Raw genomic sequence first — 18,487 nt, 5'->3', positions numbered from 1 at the left:
GTCATGATGACTGATCCTCCCACTACTGCTCTGGAACGTGCGGGCGCCCTCCGCTACGGGGCGCCGTCGTCCCGGACACAGTCGGCATCCAGATGAGCAGCCTGGAGGCGAACGGTGTTCCCGTCGCGGTGTGCGTCCCAGGTCTCGGTCTGGACGAACGGTCCTGGGCACGGGTGCTGCGGCGGACCCGCGGGGTCGTGGTGCGGCTGCCGGGCATGGGTGTCCGGGGGCCGGTCGGCACCCTGCCGGAGCTGACCGAGCAGCTGCTGGCGGCGCTCGGACCGGGCCGCTGTGTGCTGGTCGCGCACTCGCAGAGCTGTCAGGTCGTGGCGGCTGCCGCCGCGTGGGACGCCCGGGTGGTCGGCCTGCTGCTGCTCGGCCCGACCACCGACCCGCGGATGCGCCGGATGCCGGTGCTGGCCGGTCGCTGGGTGCGCACGGCGGTGCGGGAGCAGTGGTGGCAGGTGCCGTTCATCGTCGCGCAGTGGCTGCGGACCGGGCCCCGGGACATGACTGCGCTGTGGCGGCGGACCGCGCCGGACCCCATCGACGAGCGGTTGCGCCGGGTGGGCGTGCCGGTGGTCGTCGTCCGTGGGGAGCGCGACGCGCTCTGCCCCCGGGACTGGGCGGTGCGCCTCGCCGGATCGGCCTCCCGCGGCCGGTTCGTCGAGCTGCCGGGTGCGGCGCACATGACGCCGCAGACCCGACCGGACCAGGTCGCCGACCTGCTGGCCGGCCTGCTCGCCGAGGTGCACGAGGAGCAGGCCGGCTGACGTCCGTCGGCGACTACCCGCGGCGGGAGCGGGACGGCTTCCGCCGCGCGGCGACCCGGGCCTCCCGGCCGGTGAGGGCCTGGGTGAGCAGACCGATGCCGATGCCGAACATCCAGACGTCCTTGGCGATCGGCAGCCCGTCCTGGGTGGGGGCCACGCTCGCGCCGGGCTTGGTCATCCCCGGGGTGCGCAGGTAGAGCCCCAGCAGTCCGGCGGAGAAGCCGGTGAGCGCGGCGCCGGCGACCGCCGTGGGCACGAACGGGGTGAGCAGCAGCGCGCCGATGGTGATCTCGGCGGTCGACAGCCCCTTGGCGAAGGTGGTCGCCGGGACCTTCTTCAGCACCGGGTAGGTGCCGGCGGCGAAGCCGTGCAGCCCGGTTGCGGTGGCCTCGTCGGCGGCGCGCTTGCCGAGGCCGGAGTTGAGGATGAACGCCCCGGTGGCGATGCGCGGGGCGATCTCGCTGGGGGTGATGGGCAGGCGCATGGCGACCTCTACTCGTCTACGGGTTGCTGAAGTGCTCAACATCATCGTCGCGGTCGCCGGGCGGTCGCGCGACCCGGGGTCGGCCACCAGAACGGGCCGGGGGCGGCCTCAGCAGTGCTGAGACCGCCCCCGACCCGGGATGATCAACGGCCGGTGCGCCCTCGGCCGCGGCCGGCCCCGCTGGGGGCCTGACCGGCCCGGGCGGCGAGCTCGGCGCGGGTGCGCGCCGGGCCGGCCGAGCGGGTCTGCCCGCCGCGGCCGCCGCCGGACGACGCCGCCGGTGCCGCGCCGCCACCGCCACCGGAGCGGCGGCGGCGACCGCCGTTGCCGCCACCACCGGGGCCCTGCGGCTGCGGGGCCGGTGCGGGGGCGGGCTCGACGTACGGCGCGGCCGGGCCGGTCAGCGCGGTGATCTCCCGGGCGCCGGGCTTGATCGCCGACACGTCGGGGGTGATCCCGGCCTGCCGGGCCAGGGTGCGGACCTCGCCGGCCTGGTCGGGCGTGGCGATGGTGACCACGATGCCGCCGGCGCCGGCCCGGGCGGTGCGGCCCGAGCGGTGCAGGTAGGCCTTGTGCTCCGACGGCGGGTCGACGTGCACGACCAGCGCGACGTCGTCGACGTGGATGCCGCGGGCGGCGATGTCCGTCGCGCACAGCACCCGGGTGTCGCCGTTGCTGAACGCCTCGAGGTTGCGCTCGCGGGCGTTCTGGCTGAGGTTGCCGTGCAGGTCGACGGCAGGGACCCCGGCAGCGGTCAGCTGCTTGGCAAGCTTCTTGGCCTGGTGCTTGGTGCGGGTGAACAGCACGCTGCGGCCCAGCCCGGAGGCGAGCTCCTGGACGATCTGGCCCTTGTCGGCGGCGTCGACCCGGAACACGTGGTGGGTCATCGTCGAGACCGGCGCCACGGCCGGGTCGACCGAGTGCGTGGTCGGCCGGTCCAGGTAGCGCTTGACCAGGACGTCGACGCCGTTGTCCAGGGTGGCGGAGAAGAGCAGCCGCTGGCCGATCTTGGGGGTGCGGTCCAGCAGGCGCTTGACGCCGGGGAGGAAGCCCAGGTCGGCCATGTGGTCGGCCTCGTCGAGGATGGTGATCTCGACGGCGCCGAGGTCGCAGTGACCCTGGCCGATGAGGTCCTCCAGCCGGCCGGGGCAGGCGATGAGCACGTCGACCCCGCCGGCCAGCGCCTGCACCTGCGGGTTCTGCCCGACGCCACCGAAGACGACGGTCGACCGCATGCCCAGCGCGCGGGCCAGCGGGTCGACGACGGCGGCGACCTGGTTGGCCAGCTCGCGGGTCGGCACCAGGATCAGCGCGCGGGGCCGCTTGGGCTGGCGCTTGGTGGTGGAGCCGGCCAGTCGGGCGACCAGCGGGATGCTGAAGGCCAGCGTCTTGCCCGAGCCGGTGCGACCGCGGCCGAGCACGTCCCGGCCGGCCAGGGTGTCCGGCAGCGTGGCGACCTGGATCGGGAACGGCGCGGTGATGCCGCTGGCGGTGAGCACCTCGACGAGGGGAGCGGGCACGCCGAGCTCGGCGAAGGTGGTGTCGGTGGGCAGCACGGTGGGGACGTCGCCGGTCGGCACGACCGGGGCGGCCGGCACGCGCTCGTCGGCGTGGGGGGCGGTCGGCTGGCCCTCCGGGCGGGGACCGGCGCCACGGCCACGGCCGCCACGACGGCGACCGCTGCCCTCGGCCGGCGGGCCGGCGGGGGTGCGGGAGGCGGGGGAGCTGCTGCTCGCCGTGGGGGCGGCGGACGGACGGGTGGCGCGACGGCGCGGGCGGTCAGCGCTGTCGTTCTGGGCAGGGGGGGACGAGTTGGTCATCTGGGGTTCCTCAACACTCCGGTGGCCACCGTTCGTCCACCGGGGGCGGGGCCACCGCAGGGGGCCGCATCGCTGGTCCGGGTCGGACGTCGGGTCGCCGGCGCGCCTCGGTGGCGCAGCCTCGCGCCGACGTCGAGTCCACCTGCTCTCGGATGAGCGGGGGGCGGCGCCGGTGCCCCTCACTCTGCCAGACCTGGTCGGTCACCGGGCGCAGGCGGGGGAGGGACTGGTCACATCGGGGTGGCGGCTCTGCCGGGTGATCGGCGTCGCGTGGGCGTCCGTGTTCCCGTCACTGAGCGTGAGGAGACGGTCGGCTCAGGCCGATGTGGCGCGGCTGGTCCGGCGTTCGGTCACCCGATGTGATGAACGTTGATCAACTCGGCGTTTGGGTGCCCCCGGCGCGGGGGACAAGATCATCTGCTTCTGGAGACGCCAGGACGCACGACGGTCCGCCGTCGACACGAGGAGGCACATCCATGGACATCATCTGGAACATCATCGTCCTGATCGTGGTCGGTCTGATCGCCGGGCTCATCGCCCGCGCCGTCATCCCCGGCAAGCAGGACATCGGCATCGGGCTCACGATCGTGCTGGGGATCATCGGCTCGCTGGTCGGCAACTTCCTCGGTGGTCTCTTCACCGGCGACGGCTTCGAGCTGGGCACCGCCGGCATCATCGGCTCGATCATCGGTGCGATCATCGTGCTCGGGATCTACGTCATGGCCACGGGGCGCAAGCACATCTCCCGCTGACGGGGGTCTGCACTCCCTGACGCACGTCGAGGGCTCGGCCGCACCGGCCGGGCCCTCGACGGCTGTCCGGACCCACTCCTCCGGCATGCTGCCCGGGTGTCCACCCTCGCCGGAATCCGCCGCCTGGTGCTGGCTGCCTGGACCGGCTCCCCGGCCCGGTTCCGGGAGGACGCCAACGCCGAGGAGGACCTGGTCCGCGGCGGGTACCGCGACCGGGTCCTGGTCGAGCTCGCCCAGAACGCCGCCGACGCGGCGAGTCGGGCCGGTGTGCCGGGCCACCTCCGCCTCGACCTGACCGGCGGCGTCCTCCGCGCCGCCAACACCGGCGCACCGCTGGACGACGACGGCGTCCAGGCGCTGGCGACCCTGCGGGCGTCGGCCAAGCGGGACGCCGGCGACACCGTCGGCCGCTTCGGCGTCGGCTTCGCGGCCGTGCTCGCGGTGACCGACGAGCCGGCCGTCCTCTCCACCGACCGGTCCGTCCGGTTCAGCGCTGCCGGCACGCGCGCGGCGGTCGCTGCCGTCCCCTCGCTCGGGCCCGAGCTGGCCCGCCGGGGCGGTGCCGTCCCGGTGCTGCGGTTGCCGTTCGAGGTCGACGGCCGGCCCGCGGCCGGGTTCGCCACCGAGGTCGTGCTGCCGCTGCGGCCGGACGCCGTCGCGGCGCTGCGGGCGTCGTTGCAGTCACTGGAGCCAGAGCTGCTGCTGGCGCTGCCCGCGCTGAGCCGGGTCGACGTGGTGCTCGACGGCCGGGTCCGCAAACTCAGCCGCGAGGACGACGGCCCGCAGGTCCGGCTGGCCGACGGCGACACAGCGACGACCTGGCAGTTGCTGCGGCGCACCGGTGACCTGCCGGCGGCGCTGTTCGCCGACCGGCCCGTCGAGGAGCGTGAGCGCCGCCGGTACGCCGTCACCTGGGCCGTCCCGGTCGACGACGACGGGGTGCCGGTCCCGATGGCCGGCCGGCAGGTGCTGCACGCGCCGACCCCCAGCGACGAGCCTCTGTCGCTGCCGGCCCGGCTGATCGCCCCCTTCCCCCTGGGTCCGGACCGGCGGCACGTGGCCCCCGGTCCGGTCACCGACGCGCTCGTCGAGGTGGCGGCCGACGGCTACGCCGACCTGCTCGCCACGCTGCCCGCCGACCCGGTGCTGCTGCAGCTGGTGCCGGCCGTCGGGCTCGCGGCAGCCGACCTGGACGCCGCGGTGTGCCGGGCGGTGCTCGACCGGGTCACCGCGACCTCGTGGCTGCCGGCCGCCGACCCGGAGGAGCCGCCGCTGCGCCCGGACCGGGCCGTGGCGCTGGACGACCCGACCGACGACCGGGTCGCCGCCCTGGTCGGCGTGCTCCCCGGCCTGCTGCCCGCCGGCTGGTCCCGGCGCGCCGACGCCCGGGTGCTGGCCGCCCTCGGCGTGCGGCGCGCCGGGTGGGCCGACGTGGTCGAGGCGGTGCGCGGGGTGCGGCGGCCAGGGGAGTGGTGGGCCCGGCTCTACGGCGCACTGGACGGCGCCGATCGGGACGAGCTGGCCGCCCTGCCGGTGCCGCTGGCCGACGGGCGGACGGCGCAGACCCCGGCCGCCGTGCTGCTCGCCGACGAGTCGTTGCCCGCCGCGCGGCTCGCTCCGCTCGGACTGCGGATCGCCGACCCCGCCGTGGCGGCCGGTCCGGCCCGGCGGGTGCTGGAGCGACTGGGTGCGCGGCCGGCGACCGCGGCCGCCGTGCTCGCCGACCCGGACGTGCGCGCGGCGGTGCAGAGCTCGCTGGACCGGGTCGACGACGAGGAGGACGTCGAGCCGTTGGCCGTCGCCGTCCTCACCCTCGTCGCCGCGGCCGCACCCGCCCCCGGGGAGCTGTCGTGGCTGGCGGAACTCGCGCTGCCCGACGACGCCGGCGGCTGGGCGCCCGCCGGGGAGCTGGTGCTCCCGGGGTCGCCGCTGGCCGACGTGCTCGCGCCCGGGGCGCTCGGCACGCTCGACCCGGAGTTCGCCCGCGGTCAGGACGTCGACGCGCTGCGCGCGGTCGGCGTGCTGGACACCTTCGCGCTGCTGATCGCCGAGGACCCCGGCGACCTGGACGTCGACCGGGTCGAGGAGTGGGTGGACGCCGTGCTCGACCGCCTGCCGGCCGACGCGCCGCCGCCGGAGTGGCCGGTGCTCACCGCGGTGCGGGACCTGGAGCTGGTGCGCGACTGGGACGCCGCGCTGCCGCTCCTGGCGGCCCTGCCGCCGGCCGCCCGGGCCGACCTCGACCTCGGCGGCACCGTCGTCCCCGGCTACCTGCGCTGGTGGCTGCGTACGTCGCCGGTCCTCGGCGGGGCGCGGCCGGCCCGGCTCCGCGCCGCGGACGCCGCCGAGTTACAGGGACTGTACGAACCGATCGGCGACCTCCCCGGCGCCGTGCTCGACCTGCTCGGCGCCCCGGCCACGGTGGCCGACGTGCTGGCCGACGTCGACGACGCGATCGACCTCCTCGACCGGCTCGAGGACCCGGCGCGCACGGTCTCCCCGGCGGTGCTGCGCACCGTGTACGCCCAGCTCGCCGAGGCGCTGGACGGCGTGGACGTCGACCCGCCGGCGCGGGTGCGGATCGCTCCGGACCAGGTCAGCGCCGCGGCGGTCGTGCTGGACGCACCGTGGTTACAGCCACTGGTCTCACCGGCCGTGGTGCCCGCCGGTGGCCGCCCCGTCGCAGTCGCCGACCTCCTGGACGTGCCGCTGGCCAGCGAGCAGGTCGCCGCCCGGGTGACCAGCCGCCCGGCCCGGACCGTCGGCTGGGCGGAGGTGCCCGGTGCCGGGCTGGCCGCCGCCCGGCTGGGGCTGACGGCGCTCACGGGGTCGGTCGCCGTCCACCCGACCCTGACCGTGACCGGTGGGGTCGAGGTGGCCTGGTGGCCCGGTGCCGACGTCGACGCGGTGGACGGGACCCCGGCCGCCCTCGGCCGGGCGCTGGCCTGGCGGGCCGGTGCCTGGCCGCTGCGGCAGGCGCTGGCCGAGGCGTTCGCCCAGCCGCACCGCGCGACCGAGCTCGCCGCCGAGGACGCCGTCGCACCCTCACCCGCTGGTTGAGCGACCCTCCTGCAGGAACCGTCGCGAGCGTGCGGCAGGAGGGTCCTCTCTCAGTAGTAGCGCGGGATGGCCTGGGCGCCGGGGGCGTGGCCGTGCCGGCTGTCCGGGCGCGGGCCGTGCCCGGTCGCCCGGCCCCCGGCGCGCGGTGCCCGCTGGTGGGCCAGCCACGCCTCGTGCAGGGAGAGCCACTGCGCGGCCGTGAGGTCCGCGGCTCGCGAGGTCGGCGACAGGCCCTCGGCGTGCAGCCAGCGGACCCCGGCGGTGCCGGGCAGCAGGCCGCGCAGCACCGCGCCGAGCGCGGGCTGCCGGCCGGCGCCGGGTGCGGCGAGCACCGCGTGCGTCAGCCGGTCGAAGCCGTCGTGGGCGTCGTCGGTGAGCCGGCCGCGGGCCGCGCCGGCCGGGCCGTCGAGGGCAGGGGTGGGTCGTGACACGGAGGACCTCCGGGAGGGCAGCGGGCAGCCCGCGACATCGGCGCGGGCTCGCCGGGAACGGGGGAGGAGCGGTCGCAGCCGGTCGCTGGACCGGCGGACGGCGGGGCTGCGTGACAGCGCCCGCGGATCAGCTCAGGAGGTGTGCAGCCGCAGCCGCAGCGAGGTGTCGCCCATGTCGAGGACGCTAGGGACGGCCTCCGGCGCCGTCCACCGCTTTTCGGGTCAGGAGGTCGTGCGGTCCTGGGCGGCGCGCGCCTTGGCCGCCTGCCGCGCCTGGTGGGCGGCGTAGCGGGCGGCGTCCTTCTCCCGGCGCGGGGCGTTCTTCTCCCACTTGACCTTGCGCCGTCGGGCGCGGGCGACCTCGCGCGCCTCGAAGTCCGGGTGCTGCGACCAGGTGCTGGACAGCTGGACGACGACGACCGCCGCGCCACCGAAGATCAGCACGACGGCACCCAGGATCACGTCGGTGCCGAAGGCCAGCACGGTGAGGGCCACCCAGACGGTGCCGGCGACGACGGTCCGCTTCGACATGCGGGCCAGTATCCGCCTGCCGGCTGTGCGCCCGGCGCGGCCGGGCCGATCCGGTGCCGTTCGGAGAGGCCGGGGCCCGGTGGACCGAGCATGCTGAGGACATGTCCGACCGATCCGGCCCACCGTTCCGTGCCGACCACGTCGGCAGCCTGCTGCGCCCCCCGGCGCTGCTCGACGCCCGGGAGCGGTTCGCCGCCGGGGCGATCGACGCCGCCGAGCTGCGCGGGATCGAGGACGAGGCGATCGCCGACGTGGTCCGCATGCAGGCCGACGTCGGCCTGGCGACCGCCACCGACGGGGAGTTCCGCCGGGCGTCCTGGCACATGGACTTCATCTACGCGATCGACGGCATCAGCAAGGTCCGCGAGAACATCGAGGTCCACTTCAAGAACGCCGACGGCACGATCGACTTCACCCCGGCCGGCCTGCGGGTGGACGGGCCGCTGTCGATCGACGAGCCGATCTTCGGCCCCGACCTGGCCTTCCTGCAGTCGCAGGTGCAGCCCGGGCAGACGGCGAAGCTGACCATCCCGTCGCCGTCGATGGTCCACTACCGGGGCGGTGCCGCGGCGATCGACCCGGCCGTCTACGCCGACGAGGACTCCTTCTGGGACGCCCTGTCGGCCGCCTACCGCCAGCAGGTGCAGGCGGTCGGCGCCCAGGGGTGCACGTACCTGCAGCTCGACGACACCAGCCTCGCCTACCTCAACGACCCGGCGCAGCGTGCGGAGCTCGCCGACCAGGGCCGCGACGCCGAACACCAGCACGAGCGGTACATCCGGCAGATCAACGCGGCCCTCGCCGGTCGACCTGACGGTCTGACGGTCACCACGCACATGTGCCGCGGCAACTTCCGGTCCTCCTGGGTCGCCGAGGGCGGGTACGACTTCGTCGCCGAGGCGCTGTTCGGCGGGCTGGAGGTCGACGGCTTCTTCCTGGAGTACGACGACGCACGCTCCGGTGGCTTCGAGCCGCTGCGGTTCGTGCCGCCGGGGAAGCGCGTCGTCCTGGGGCTGGTCACCAGCAAGCGGCCGGAGCTGGAGCGCAAGGACGACCTCAAGCGCCGGATCGACGAGGCTGCGCAGCACGTGCCGCTGGAGCAGCTGGCCCTCTCGCCACAGTGCGGCTTCTCCTCGACCGTGGAGGGGAACGCCCTGACCCGCGACGAGCAGATCGCGAAGCTCGCCCTGGTGGTGGAGACGGCGCAGGAGGTCTGGGGCTGACACGCCCGGTCCGTGGGACCGGTCCCTCGGCGTGGCGGCGCGCGCCACGCCGAGGGCCCCTTGTGCCCAACCGACCTCTTCCCTAGCGTTCGCGGTGCGGTTCAACCACCAGCCGCGACCGAGTCACCATCGCTCGGCGCACGAGACCGGCCGCCGACGCCGCCGGTCACGCGAGCTACGCCGGAGGTCCGAATGACCGCACTCGACGTCGACGTCGACCCCACCCGCATCGACGTGCACGCCGCCACCTCGTCGGCCGGCTGCACCGTCTCCGTCAGCGGTGAGGTCGACTCCGCCACCGCCCCGGGGCTGCGCGGCTGCCTCCTCGAGGTCCTCGCCCGCCCGGGGACCACGACCGTGGAGGTGGACCTGCGCGGGGTCACCTTCCTCGACTCCGCCGGGCTCTCTGCCCTGGCGACTGCACACCGGTCGGCTCAGGCCGGTGGCCGCGACCTGCGGATGCGGTGCGGCACCACGCGCGCCGTCGCCCGGCCGCTGCAGATCACCGGCCTGTGGGACGTCTTCACCATCATCGACTGACTGACACCGGGCACGGCGCGATGTACGAGTACACGTGGCGCGGTCCGTTCACCGACGCCGACGTCAACGCGCTGCACGCCGAGGGCTTCGGGCACCCGGTGCTCGCCGACGCCTGGGGTGCCCAGCTGGAGCGGCACAGCCTCGGCTGGGTGACCGCCGTGCAGGGCGGCGAACTGGTCGGCTTCGTCAACGTCGCCTGGGACGGCGGGGTGCACGCCTTCCTGCTGGACACGATGGTGCGGGCCGACCGGCGCCGGGCCGGGATCGGCCGGGCGCTGGTCGAGACGGCGGTGGCCGGGGCGCAGGCGGCGGGCTGCGAGTGGTTGCACGTCGACTTCGACGAGCACCTGCGCGGCTTCTACCTGGACGAGTGCGGCTTCACCCCGACCGGCGCCGGCCTCGTCCGACTCCGCTGACCACCAGAGCTGACCACCACGATGGCCATTGTGGTGGCCAGGTGGGTCAGGTGGCGGGGTCGCGGTCGGGGTAGCGGGCCCGGACCAGCGCGTACACACCGAACGCCATGAAGCCGACGGCGACCGCGGTGAGCAGCCACCGCCCGGTCGGGACGCCACCGATCGCGTTCATCGCGCCGTCCAGGCCGGTCGCCGTCGACACGTCCCGGGTCACTGCCGCGTACACCAGCAGGCCACCGGAGACGGTGAAGGCGATCCCCTTGGCCACGTAACCGACCGAGCCGAGCCGCTCGAGTCGGCGCTCCCAGTGCGCCGGGATGTCATCGCCGTCGATGTCCCGCATGAACTTCCCGGTCACCCCGCGCACCAGCTGGTAGAGGCCCACGGCGGCCACGCCGAGCCCCACGGCGACCACCAGGGCCGACCCGCCGGGGATCTCCATCGCGCCGTCGGTCATCTCCTGGAACCGCTCGTCGGCCTGGTAGCCGGCGCCGACGGCGAAGAAGAGGGCCGTGACCCCGAGCGCCGCGTAGACGACGGTCTTTGCCGCGCACTTGGTGCAGACGACGCCGGTGCGCAACCGGTGCCCCGGGCGGAGCAGCCCGGCCCACCAGCGCAGCACCTCGCCGGCCTGCCAGAACGACAGGGCGAACAGGCCCAGCCCGATGACCCACAGCAGCACCTGGCCGCCGGGGGAGTCGGCGACCGCCTGCAGCGCGCCGGTCTGGTCGGCGTCCTCGGTGCCGGGCTCCACGAACCAGGCGATCCGGAAGGCCAGCCAGCCGATGAGCAGGTGCAGCACGCCGTAGGCGACCAGCCCCACCCGGGCGAGGTGCTCCAGGACGGGGTGGTCGGTCACCTCCCGGGCCCGGGCGACGGCGTCGTGCACCCGCTGCGGAACGGCGTTCACCTCGGGGATGGTGCCCGACCGGCCGGGGTCCCGCCGGTCAGGGGCGGGCCCTGACCGGTCAGGTGCGCTCGGGGAACCGGGCGCGGAACAGGCAGAAGACGCCGAACGCGGCGATGCCGAGGGCGACCAGGGTGAGGAGGGCCTGACCGAACGGCGCCGACAGGATGGTCTGCATCGCGTCGTCGAGCCCGCCGGCCTTGTCGGAGTCGAAGGTGATCGCTGCCCAGCCGAGGAGGCCACCGACGACCGCCAGGGCGACGCCCTTCGCCGGGTAGCCCACCTGGCCCAGCCGCTCGATCAGCCGGCGCTGGGTCGCCGAGGCCTCTGCGGTCTCGATCTCCTTGAGGAACCGCTTGGTGATGCCCTTGTGCACCAGGTAGGCACCCACCCCGAGCAGCGCGAGTGCCGCAGCTCCGACGAGGTAGCGGCCACCGGGCCAGCCGAGGACCCCGGCGACCGTCTGCTCCTCCTGTCCCGAGCTGGACTGCCCGCCACCGGTGGCGAACCGGATCGCGGTGTAGGCCAGGACCAGGTAGATGACGGTCTTGGCGATCGCCTTGACGACCGTGGCGAGCGCGTCCTTCCGCGCATCGCCGGAGGCCTGCAGGCCGGCCCGGTGACGCAGCACCTCGGCCAGCTGCCAGACGGCCAGCGCGAGCAGGCCCAGGGCCAGCACCCACAGCAGCGGCTTCCCGAAAGGCTGGGCCGCCAGCGTGGACATCGCCCCCGACTGGTCGGCCGAGCCGCCGTCACCACCCCAGGCCAGCTGCAGTGACAGCCAGGCCAGCAGCAGGTGGACGACGCCGTAGGCGATCAGCCCCACCCGCGCCAGGTTCTCCAGCGCGTCGCTGTTGCCTGCCTGGTCGGCTCTGGCCGCCGTTCCCGAGGTGCCCATGACCGTTCCTCCTGCTGCGTGTGCTCGACGATCGCCCCGCCGCGAGCGGCGCTCAGCGTGGCACAGCAGACGGGGCGCCGCCGGGCCGCGACACCATCGGGTGACGGGGAGCAGCGCCGGCCCTCCCGGTGCGTGCGGGACGGATCCCGATCGGTGAGGGAGACTGGCGGCGTGACGAACGCCGTGACCGCCGGCCGGCAGGCCGGGAGCTCCCCGATCACCCCGCCCACCCCGGAGCAGGCCCGGTCCACCTGGCCGCGGATGGTGGTGCTGGGCGTCGTCCTGCTCGCCCTCGGGATCCTGGCCCTGACCTGGCCCGGGGTCGGTTCGCGACTGCTGCTCGGCGCGATCGGCCTGTTCGGCGTCGTCCAGGGTGTGCGGTTGCTGCGCCGTGCCCGCACCGGCGCCGTCGAGCGCACGACCGCGCTGGTCGGCGCGGGCGGCGTCTGGCTCGGGGCGCTCGCCATGGGGATGGCGCTGCTGTCGGCGACGGCGACCGGCTGGCTGTTCGTCGCCGCCGGCGTCATCGCGCTGCCGGCCCTGGCCGTGGCCGCCACCGACCGGCGTCCGCTGGCCCTCGGTGGTGCCGTGCTGGTCGCGGCCGCCGCGGTGGCGGTCGCCGTGCTCGGTGGCGTCGACGCGCTGCTGGACACGGCGCGCGTCCTCGCCGCGGGGACGGTCGGGGTCCTCGGCCTGGCCAACCTGGCCGGGGCGGTCGGCATGGCCCGGATCGCCCGCCGGCCGGCGCCGGCCCCGGCGGCCGGTTGCGGTGGCTGTGCCTGCGGTGCCGGCGGCTGCGGTTCGGCCGGCTGAGCACCCCGTCCCGTCCCGCCGCGGCGCGCCGTCCAGTCGTCTCGCGCCGGACACCTGCCCGTCACCGGAGCGACCTAGCGTCGGTCCGGAGGTGGGCGGGAGACCCCTGTCCCACCCGCAGGGGGAGGCCGGGCGACACCGGCCGGGCGAGAGGAACGGGACATGCGCACGATCGAACGCACGCTGTGGACGTGCGAGAACTGCCGACGCAAGAACGCCAGCGGGCGCAAGCGCTGTACCGACTGCGGTACCACCCGGCACTGAGCAGCAGCACCTGCAGCCGCGCGCAACGGGGCGCCGGCTCGGAGGGGCCCCGGCCCCGGGCGTGACCTGACCGCCGGTTTCCTCGGCCACGACGTGGGCACGCCACAGGCCATGATCCGCATGCCCCGGCTGGACCAGTCCATCCAGATGCTGGCCAGGGGGTACGCCTGGCTGCCCGACCTGCGCCGCGCGGCCGGTCGGGACACCGTGCGCACCAGGTTGATGGTGCGCCCGGCGCTCGGCGTCATGGGGGTCGGCGGCGCCCGTTTCCTCTACGACGAGCGCAACGTGCGCCGGAGCGGCGCGTTGCCCGAGCCGGTGGTCAGCACGCTCTTCGGTCACGGGGCCGTGCACACCCTCGACGGCGAGGCCCACCGGGTGCGCAAGGCGATGTTCGTGCACCTGCTGATGGGCGAGGGCATCGGCGACCTGGTCGACCGGGTCACCAGCGCATGGGACGACGCCGCCCAGCGCTGGGCGCAGCAGCCGCAGGTCGTGCTGATGGACGCCGCCGCCGAGGTGCTCACCCGCGGCGTCTGTGACTGGGCGGCGGTGCCGGTGAGCGAGCAGGAGCTGCCGGCGCTGGCCCGCGACCTCACCACGATGGTCGACGGCTTCGCCACCGGCGCCCCCCGGCACTGGCGTGCCCGCCGGGTCCGGCAGCGGCGTGAGGCGTGGCTGGCCGGGATCGTCGAGGAGGTGCGCAGCGGCCGGCGGAGCGTGCCGGCGGGGTCGGTGCTCGACGTGGTCGCCGGCCACCGGGACTCCGACGGGGAGCTGCTGGAGCCGCGGGTGGCCGCGGTGGAGGTGCTCAACGTCATCCGGCCGACCGTCGCCGTCTGCTGGTTCGTCGGCTTCACCGCGCACGCGCTGCACCACTGGCCGGCCATCCGGGAGCGGCTGCGGACCGGCGAGCCGGCGTTCGCCACGGCCGTGGCCCACGAGGTGCGCCGGTACTACCCGTTCGCCCCGTTCATCGGCGGCCGGTCGCCGCGGGAGGTCGAGTGGGAGGGGGAGACGGTGCCCGCCGGGGCCATGGTGCTGCTGGACCTCTTCGGGCAGAACCACGACCCCGAGCTGTTCCCCGACCCCTATGCCTTCCGGCCCGAGCGGTTCCTGGACGGCGCGGGAGCCGGTGCCGCCGTCCGGCGGATCGGCCCGTGGGAGCTGGTCCCGCAGGGGGCCGGCGACCCGCGCACCGGGCACCGCTGCCCGGGTGAGGACATCACGGTCGCGCTGCTGTCGGCGCTCGCCGTCCGGCTGGCCCGGCTGGGGTACACCCTGCCGCCGCAGGACCTGGACATCTCGCTGCGGCGCATCCCGGCACGTCCGGCCAGCGGGGTGGTGCTCACCGCCGTCCAGCCGGGTTGACCGGGTGCGCAGGCTGGTACCGGAACGCTCCGGTCGCGTAGGTTCGTCCACATGAGCGTCCGCACGCGGCACGACGTCCGTGTGAGCGGCCGACCCGGTGGCCGGCCGATGGTGTTCGCGCACGGCTACGGCTGTGACCAGAACATGTGGCGGTTCGTCACCCCCGACTTCGAGGTGGACCACCAGGCTGTCACCTTCGACCACGTGGGGTTCGGCCACTCCGACCTCTCGGCCTACGACCCGGTGAAGTACAACAGCCTGCGCGGGTACGCCGCGGACGTCGTCGAGGTCATGCGCGACCTGGAGCTGACCGACGCGGTGTTCGTCGGGCACTCGGTCAGCGCCATGATCGGGGTGCTGGCGTACGCGCAGGCCCCCGAGCTGTTCGGGGCGATGGTGATGGTCGGGCCCAGCGCCCGGTACGTCGACGACGGCGAGTACGTCGGGGGCTTCTCCCGGGCCCAGATCAAGGACCTGCTGGACAACCTGGACGCCAACCACCTGGGCTGGTCGGCCGCGATGGCGCCGGTGATCATGGGCAACCCGGACCGGCCTGAGCTGGCCGCCGAGCTGACCAACAGCTTCTGCCGCACCGACCCCGACGTGGCGCGGCAGTTCGCCCGGGTCTCCTTCCTCTCCGACAACCGGGCCGACCTGCCCGGCGTCGGCGTGCCCACCCTGGTGCTGCAGTGCTCGGAGGACGTGATCGCGCCCGAGACGGCCGGGCGGTACGTGCACGAGCACGTCCCCGGCTCGACCTTCACGCAGCTGTCCGCGACCGGGCACTGCCCGCACCTGAGCGCACCGGAGGAGACCACGGCCGCCATCCGGGCCTGGTCGTGACGGCGTCCCGCACGGCCGGCTCAGACCGTCGTGGCGGGGACGGCGACCGGGCGCGGCTGGACCAGCTGCTCGAGGACGACCCGGCCGACCTGTACGAGAACGCACCCTGCGGCTACCTGTCCACGCTGCCGGACGGGACGATCGTCAAGGTCAACCAGACGCTGTGCAGCTGGCTGGGCCGCCCCGCCGGGTCGGTGTTGCGCACCCGGTTGCGCGACCTGCTCAGCGTCGGCGGCCAGGTCTTCCACGACACCCACCTGGCCCCGCTGCTGCGGATGCAGGGTGCGGTCCGCGAGGTCGCCCTGGACGTCGTCCGGGACGACGGCTCGGTGCTGCCCTGCCTGGTGAACGCGGTGGAGCTGCGCGACCCCGAGGGCCGGCCGCTGCTGGTCCGCGCGACGCTGTTCGAGGCCACCGCCCGCCGGCGCTACGAGCGGGAGATCCTGACGGCACACCGGGCCGCGGAGCTCTCCGAGGCCCGTTCGCGGACCCTGCAGCAGGTCGTCGTGCAACTGGCCGGCGCGACGTCGGTCGCTGATGTGGCCGGTGTCGTCGTCCAGCAGGCGCGGTCGGCGCTGCGCAGCCGCGGAGCAGCGCTGCTGCGAGTCGTCCCCCGTCCGGTCGCCCCCGACGGCGACGCCGACGGCGCTGTGCGGCGATCGGAGCTGGTCGTGGCCTGCTGCGATGGGCTGCCGGCCGCGCTGCTGGACCAGCTGGCCACCGCGGCCGACGGCCGGATCGCCCTGGAGCTGGCCGAGGGGCTGCGGGTCGTCGTCCCCGACGAGCGGCTGCACGGTCGGCGGCCCGAGCTGGCCGCCGCGCTGGAGAGTGCGGGGTTGCACGCGCTCGTCGTCGTCCCGGTGTCCGCCGACACCCGCCGGCTCGGCGTCCTGCTGCTGGGACTGGGCAGCTCGGCCGCCGACGACCTGATCGACCTCGACGAGCCCCGGGACGGCGTGCTCTCCGACGGGGACGTCGACCTGCTGTGGACGCTGGGCCGCCAGGCCGGTCAGGCGCTGGAGCGGGCCCGGCTGCACGAGGAGACCACCCGCCAGGCCGCGCGCTCGGCCTTCCTGCTGCACGCCGCGCGGCAGATGGCCGCGGCGACCGGGGTGGGGGAGACGGTCGACCGGCTGTCGGAGCTGGCCGTGCCGCGGCTGGCCGACGTCTGCCTGCTCGACCTGGTCACCCAGCACGGGGCCAGGCGGGTGGTCGCCCGGCACGGGGACCCGGCCCGCCAGCACCTGGTCGACGACCTGCTCGAGTGGGCGCCACCGGCCCGCGAGCTGCCCTTCCCCGCCCGGCGGGCGCTGGCCGAGGGGCGCACCCAGTGGTTCTCCGCGCCCGACGACGCGTGGCTGGTCTCGGTGGTCCGCGATCCCCGGGAGCTGGCGGCCGTGCGGGCACTGGAGCTGGCCAGCATCGTCAGCGTGCCGCTGGTGGCGGAGGGGCGGTCGCTGGGCGTGCTGACCCTGAGCGCCGACCGGCGCCGCGGGCCGTTCACCGCCGCCGACGTCGAGGTGGTCGAGCAGCTGGCGCACCAGGTGTCGCTGGTGCTCGCCAAGGCCCAGCGGTACGAGCTGGAGACGCGGACCTCGCACACCCTGCAGGCCACCCTGTTGCCGCCGCACCCGCCCGCGGTGCCGGGGATGACCGTCGCCGTCCGCTACCTGGCCGCCACCTCCGGGGTGGAGATCGGCGGGGACTTCTACGACGTCGCGACACTGCCCGGCGACCACGTGGCGATCGCCGTCGGCGACGTGGTGGGTCACGACATCACCGCGGCGGCGACGATGGGCCAGCTGCGCAGCGTCTACCGGGCGCTGCTGGTGGAGGCGCCTGCGCCGTCCGCGGTCATCGACCGGCTGCAGGCCAGCTGGCCGCTGCTCGGGCTGCAGCGGATGGCCACGGCGCTCTTCGCCACCCTGGACCTGCCCACCGGGTTGCTGCACGTCGCCTCGGCCGGCCACCCGCCGCCGCTGCTGATCGTCGACGGCCGCGCCGAGTACCTGCCGGTGGCGCCCAGCCGGATGTTGGGCGCACCGCCGTCGCCGGCCGTCGAGTGGAGCGGGGTGGTGCCGGCGGGCGCGACGCTGCTGCTGTTCACCGACGGCCTGGTGGAGAGCCGCACCGACGACCTGGACTCCGGGTTGGCCCGGCTGCAGGCGGCGGCCGAGCGCTGGGCGACCGTGGGCGCCGACGAGCTCTGCGACCGGCTGCTGGCCGAGCTGGCCGGAGCGCACCGCGCCGACGACATCGCGCTGCTGGCGCTCACCCGCGACGCCTGACCCGGGACGTTCGCCTCCTGCGCACCGCACGGTCGGCGTGCAGGCTGGAGGAGAGGAACCCCGAGGACGACAGGAGGCGGACATGCTGGACCAGGCGCAGTGGACCCAGGTGGTGGAGCAGGCGGTGCGGGCACCGTCGATCCACAACACCCAGCCCTGGGCGTTCACCGCCTCCGGCGACCGGCTGGAGGTGCGGCGCGACACCACCCGGGGCCTGCCCGCGATCGACCCCACGGGCCGTCAGCAGGTGCTCAGCTGCGGAGTGGCCGTGCACTTCGCGGTGGTGGCCCTGCGGGGGTCCGGCTCCACCGTCGAGGTCGACGTGCTGCCCGACCCGGCCGACCCGGAGCACCTGGCGACCGTGCGCGTGACCGGACGGGGCGAGCCCGACGCCACCGACGTGCGGGCGGCCGCGGCGATCGGGGCCCGGCACACCGACCGTGCGCCGTTCCTGCCCGAGCCGCTGCCGGCCGGCCTGGTCGACCGGCTGCAGGCCGAGACGGGCCGGGACGGCGTCTGGCTCAAGCCGATCAGCCGGATGGAGGAGGAGACGGCGGTCGCCGTCCTGCTCGACCAGGGCGAGCAGCTGGAACAGCACGACCCGGCGTACCTGGCCGAGCTGCAGGCGTGGCTGCGGACCGACCCGGACGCACTCGACGGGGTGCCGGTCGCGGCCCTGCCCACGGAGGGCCGCGCCACGAACTTCGCCGTCCGCGACTTCGCCGGCGGCAGCGCGCCGCACCCCACCCCCGTGACGCCGGCCGACGACGACCCGCCGCCGCCGGTCGAGCACCCCTCCGTCGTCCTGCTGGGCACCGCTGCCGACGACCGGCGGGCCTGGGTGTCGGCCGGCATGGCGCTGGGCCGGCTGCTGCTGTCGATCACCGACGCCGGGCTGACCGCCTCACCGCTGACCCAGGCGCTGGACCAGGCCTGGGCCCGGAACCGGCTGACCGCCCGGCTGGACCTGGTCGGCCACCCGCAGATGATGCTGCGGCTGGGCCGGCCGTCCGGCGCGCAGGTGACCAGCGGCCGACGCCCGGTGGCCGAGGTCCTCCGGGTCAGCTGACCCC

Annotated in this window: 17 protein-coding genes; 11 read left to right on the top strand and 6 right to left on the bottom strand. The window is 75.4% G+C overall.

Features of this window, described 5'->3' with window-relative positions; translation table 11 throughout:
* The first annotated feature begins 92 nt into the window (after positions 1 to 92).
* Entirely contained in the window at positions 93 to 773 is a 681-nt protein-coding gene (locus O2V63_RS12285) for an alpha/beta fold hydrolase (RefSeq protein ID WP_269167810.1), read from the top strand.
* A gap of 13 nt (positions 774 to 786) precedes the next feature.
* Here O2V63_RS12285 and O2V63_RS12280 read toward each other — a convergent pair whose 3' ends face one another.
* Entirely contained in the window at positions 787 to 1,257 is a 471-nt protein-coding gene (locus tag O2V63_RS12280) for a hypothetical protein (RefSeq protein WP_269167809.1), read from the bottom strand.
* 143 nt (positions 1,258 to 1,400) lie between these two features.
* Complete coding sequence (locus O2V63_RS12275) at positions 1,401 to 3,077, bottom strand: DEAD/DEAH box helicase (RefSeq protein WP_269167808.1); 1,677 nt, start codon at positions 3,075 to 3,077, stop codon at positions 1,401 to 1,403.
* Between the two features lie 476 nt (positions 3,078 to 3,553).
* On the opposite strand from O2V63_RS12275, the gene O2V63_RS12270 reads away from it, so the two are divergent.
* Positions 3,554 to 3,829 (top strand): GlsB/YeaQ/YmgE family stress response membrane protein, encoded by a 276-nt coding sequence (locus O2V63_RS12270; protein ID WP_269167807.1) that lies wholly within the window; start codon positions 3,554 to 3,556, stop codon positions 3,827 to 3,829.
* Positions 3,830 to 3,925: 96 nt separating this feature from the next.
* Positions 3,926 to 6,889 carry a sacsin N-terminal ATP-binding-like domain-containing protein gene (locus O2V63_RS12265; protein ID WP_269167806.1) on the top strand — a complete coding sequence of 988 codons (2,964 nt, stop codon included), beginning with the start codon at positions 3,926 to 3,928 and terminating at the stop codon, positions 6,887 to 6,889.
* A 50-nt stretch (positions 6,890 to 6,939) separates the two neighbouring features.
* On the opposite strand, the gene O2V63_RS12260 is transcribed toward O2V63_RS12265, so the two are convergent.
* Both O2V63_RS12260 and O2V63_RS12255 read right to left on the bottom strand, forming a co-directional pair.
* Positions 6,940 to 7,320 (bottom strand): hypothetical protein, encoded by a 381-nt coding sequence (locus O2V63_RS12260; RefSeq protein WP_269167805.1) that lies wholly within the window; start codon positions 7,318 to 7,320, stop codon positions 6,940 to 6,942.
* 222 nt (positions 7,321 to 7,542) lie between these two features.
* The gene (locus O2V63_RS12255; RefSeq protein ID WP_269167804.1) at positions 7,543 to 7,851 is read right to left on the bottom strand and encodes a hypothetical protein; all 309 of its coding nucleotides are present in this window, start codon (positions 7,849 to 7,851) and stop codon (positions 7,543 to 7,545) included.
* 101 nt (positions 7,852 to 7,952) lie between these two features.
* On the opposite strand from O2V63_RS12255, the gene O2V63_RS12250 reads away from it, so the two are divergent.
* The 3 genes from O2V63_RS12250 (at position 7,953) to O2V63_RS12240 (ending at position 10,030) form a co-directional block, all read left to right on the top strand.
* Entirely contained in the window at positions 7,953 to 9,074 is a 1,122-nt protein-coding gene (locus tag O2V63_RS12250) for a 5-methyltetrahydropteroyltriglutamate--homocysteine S-methyltransferase (RefSeq protein ID WP_269167803.1), read from the top strand.
* 192 nt (positions 9,075 to 9,266) lie between these two features.
* Positions 9,267 to 9,614, top strand: a complete 348-nt coding sequence (locus tag O2V63_RS12245; protein WP_269167802.1) for an STAS domain-containing protein — start codon at positions 9,267 to 9,269, stop codon at positions 9,612 to 9,614.
* 20 nt (positions 9,615 to 9,634) lie between these two features.
* The gene (locus O2V63_RS12240) at positions 9,635 to 10,030 is read left to right on the top strand and encodes a GNAT family N-acetyltransferase (RefSeq protein WP_269167801.1); all 396 of its coding nucleotides are present in this window, start codon (positions 9,635 to 9,637) and stop codon (positions 10,028 to 10,030) included.
* A 46-nt stretch (positions 10,031 to 10,076) separates the two neighbouring features.
* On the opposite strand, the gene O2V63_RS12235 is transcribed toward O2V63_RS12240, so the two are convergent.
* Both O2V63_RS12235 and O2V63_RS12230 read right to left on the bottom strand, forming a co-directional pair.
* Positions 10,077 to 10,940, bottom strand: coding sequence for a DUF1206 domain-containing protein (locus O2V63_RS12235; protein ID WP_269167800.1), 864 nt, complete (start codon positions 10,938 to 10,940; stop codon positions 10,077 to 10,079).
* A gap of 58 nt (positions 10,941 to 10,998) precedes the next feature.
* On the bottom strand, positions 10,999 to 11,835 hold the full coding sequence (locus O2V63_RS12230) for a DUF1206 domain-containing protein (RefSeq protein ID WP_269167799.1): 837 nt from the start codon (positions 11,833 to 11,835) through the stop codon (positions 10,999 to 11,001).
* 171 nt (positions 11,836 to 12,006) lie between these two features.
* Between O2V63_RS12230 and O2V63_RS12225 the strand changes: the two genes are divergently transcribed.
* From O2V63_RS12225 to O2V63_RS12205, 5 genes are all read left to right on the top strand, one after another.
* Complete coding sequence (locus O2V63_RS12225; RefSeq protein ID WP_269167798.1) at positions 12,007 to 12,648, top strand: hypothetical protein; 642 nt, start codon at positions 12,007 to 12,009, stop codon at positions 12,646 to 12,648.
* 375 nt (positions 12,649 to 13,023) lie between these two features.
* Positions 13,024 to 14,283, top strand: a complete 1,260-nt coding sequence (locus O2V63_RS12220) for a cytochrome P450 (RefSeq protein ID WP_269167797.1) — start codon at positions 13,024 to 13,026, stop codon at positions 14,281 to 14,283.
* Between the two features lie 51 nt (positions 14,284 to 14,334).
* Positions 14,335 to 15,126, top strand: coding sequence for an alpha/beta fold hydrolase (locus O2V63_RS12215; protein WP_269167796.1), 792 nt, complete (start codon positions 14,335 to 14,337; stop codon positions 15,124 to 15,126).
* Positions 15,123 to 17,414, top strand: a complete 2,292-nt coding sequence (locus O2V63_RS12210; RefSeq protein WP_269167795.1) for a SpoIIE family protein phosphatase — start codon at positions 15,123 to 15,125, stop codon at positions 17,412 to 17,414. Before O2V63_RS12215 ends, O2V63_RS12210 begins: the two co-directional genes overlap by 4 nt.
* Positions 17,415 to 17,496: 82 nt before the next feature.
* On the top strand, positions 17,497 to 18,483 hold the full coding sequence (locus tag O2V63_RS12205; protein WP_269167794.1) for an Acg family FMN-binding oxidoreductase: 987 nt from the start codon (positions 17,497 to 17,499) through the stop codon (positions 18,481 to 18,483).
* The last annotated feature ends 4 nt before the right edge of the window (positions 18,484 to 18,487 follow it).

This window comes from Modestobacter sp. VKM Ac-2977 (genome assembly GCF_026968045.1).
Taxonomy (GTDB): domain Bacteria; phylum Actinomycetota; class Actinomycetes; order Mycobacteriales; family Geodermatophilaceae; genus Modestobacter.
This window is presented reverse-complemented; position numbering and strand designations above follow the sequence as displayed.

Excerpts from the sequence above, each read along its gene's own strand:
- O2V63_RS12240 (WP_269167801.1), top strand. The coding sequence starts at position 9,635 with ATGTACGAGTACACGTGGCGCGGTCCGTTCACCGACGCCGACGTCAAC.
- O2V63_RS12275 (WP_269167808.1), bottom strand. The coding sequence starts at position 3,077 with ATGACCAACTCGTCCCCCCCTGCCCAGAACGACAGCGCTGACCGCCCG.
- O2V63_RS12220 (WP_269167797.1), top strand. The coding sequence starts at position 13,024 with ATGATCCGCATGCCCCGGCTGGACCAGTCCATCCAGATGCTGGCCAGG.
- O2V63_RS12245 (WP_269167802.1), top strand. The coding sequence starts at position 9,267 with ATGACCGCACTCGACGTCGACGTCGACCCCACCCGCATCGACGTGCAC.
- O2V63_RS12270 (WP_269167807.1), top strand. The coding sequence starts at position 3,554 with ATGGACATCATCTGGAACATCATCGTCCTGATCGTGGTCGGTCTGATC.
- O2V63_RS12285 (WP_269167810.1), top strand. The coding sequence starts at position 93 with ATGAGCAGCCTGGAGGCGAACGGTGTTCCCGTCGCGGTGTGCGTCCCA.
- O2V63_RS12205 (WP_269167794.1), top strand. The coding sequence starts at position 17,497 with ATGCTGGACCAGGCGCAGTGGACCCAGGTGGTGGAGCAGGCGGTGCGG.
- O2V63_RS12215 (WP_269167796.1), top strand. The coding sequence starts at position 14,335 with ATGAGCGTCCGCACGCGGCACGACGTCCGTGTGAGCGGCCGACCCGGT.
- O2V63_RS12230 (WP_269167799.1), bottom strand. The coding sequence starts at position 11,835 with ATGGGCACCTCGGGAACGGCGGCCAGAGCCGACCAGGCAGGCAACAGC.
- O2V63_RS12255 (WP_269167804.1), bottom strand. The coding sequence starts at position 7,851 with ATGTCGAAGCGGACCGTCGTCGCCGGCACCGTCTGGGTGGCCCTCACC.
- O2V63_RS12280 (WP_269167809.1), bottom strand. The coding sequence starts at position 1,257 with ATGCGCCTGCCCATCACCCCCAGCGAGATCGCCCCGCGCATCGCCACC.
- O2V63_RS12250 (WP_269167803.1), top strand. The coding sequence starts at position 7,953 with ATGTCCGACCGATCCGGCCCACCGTTCCGTGCCGACCACGTCGGCAGC.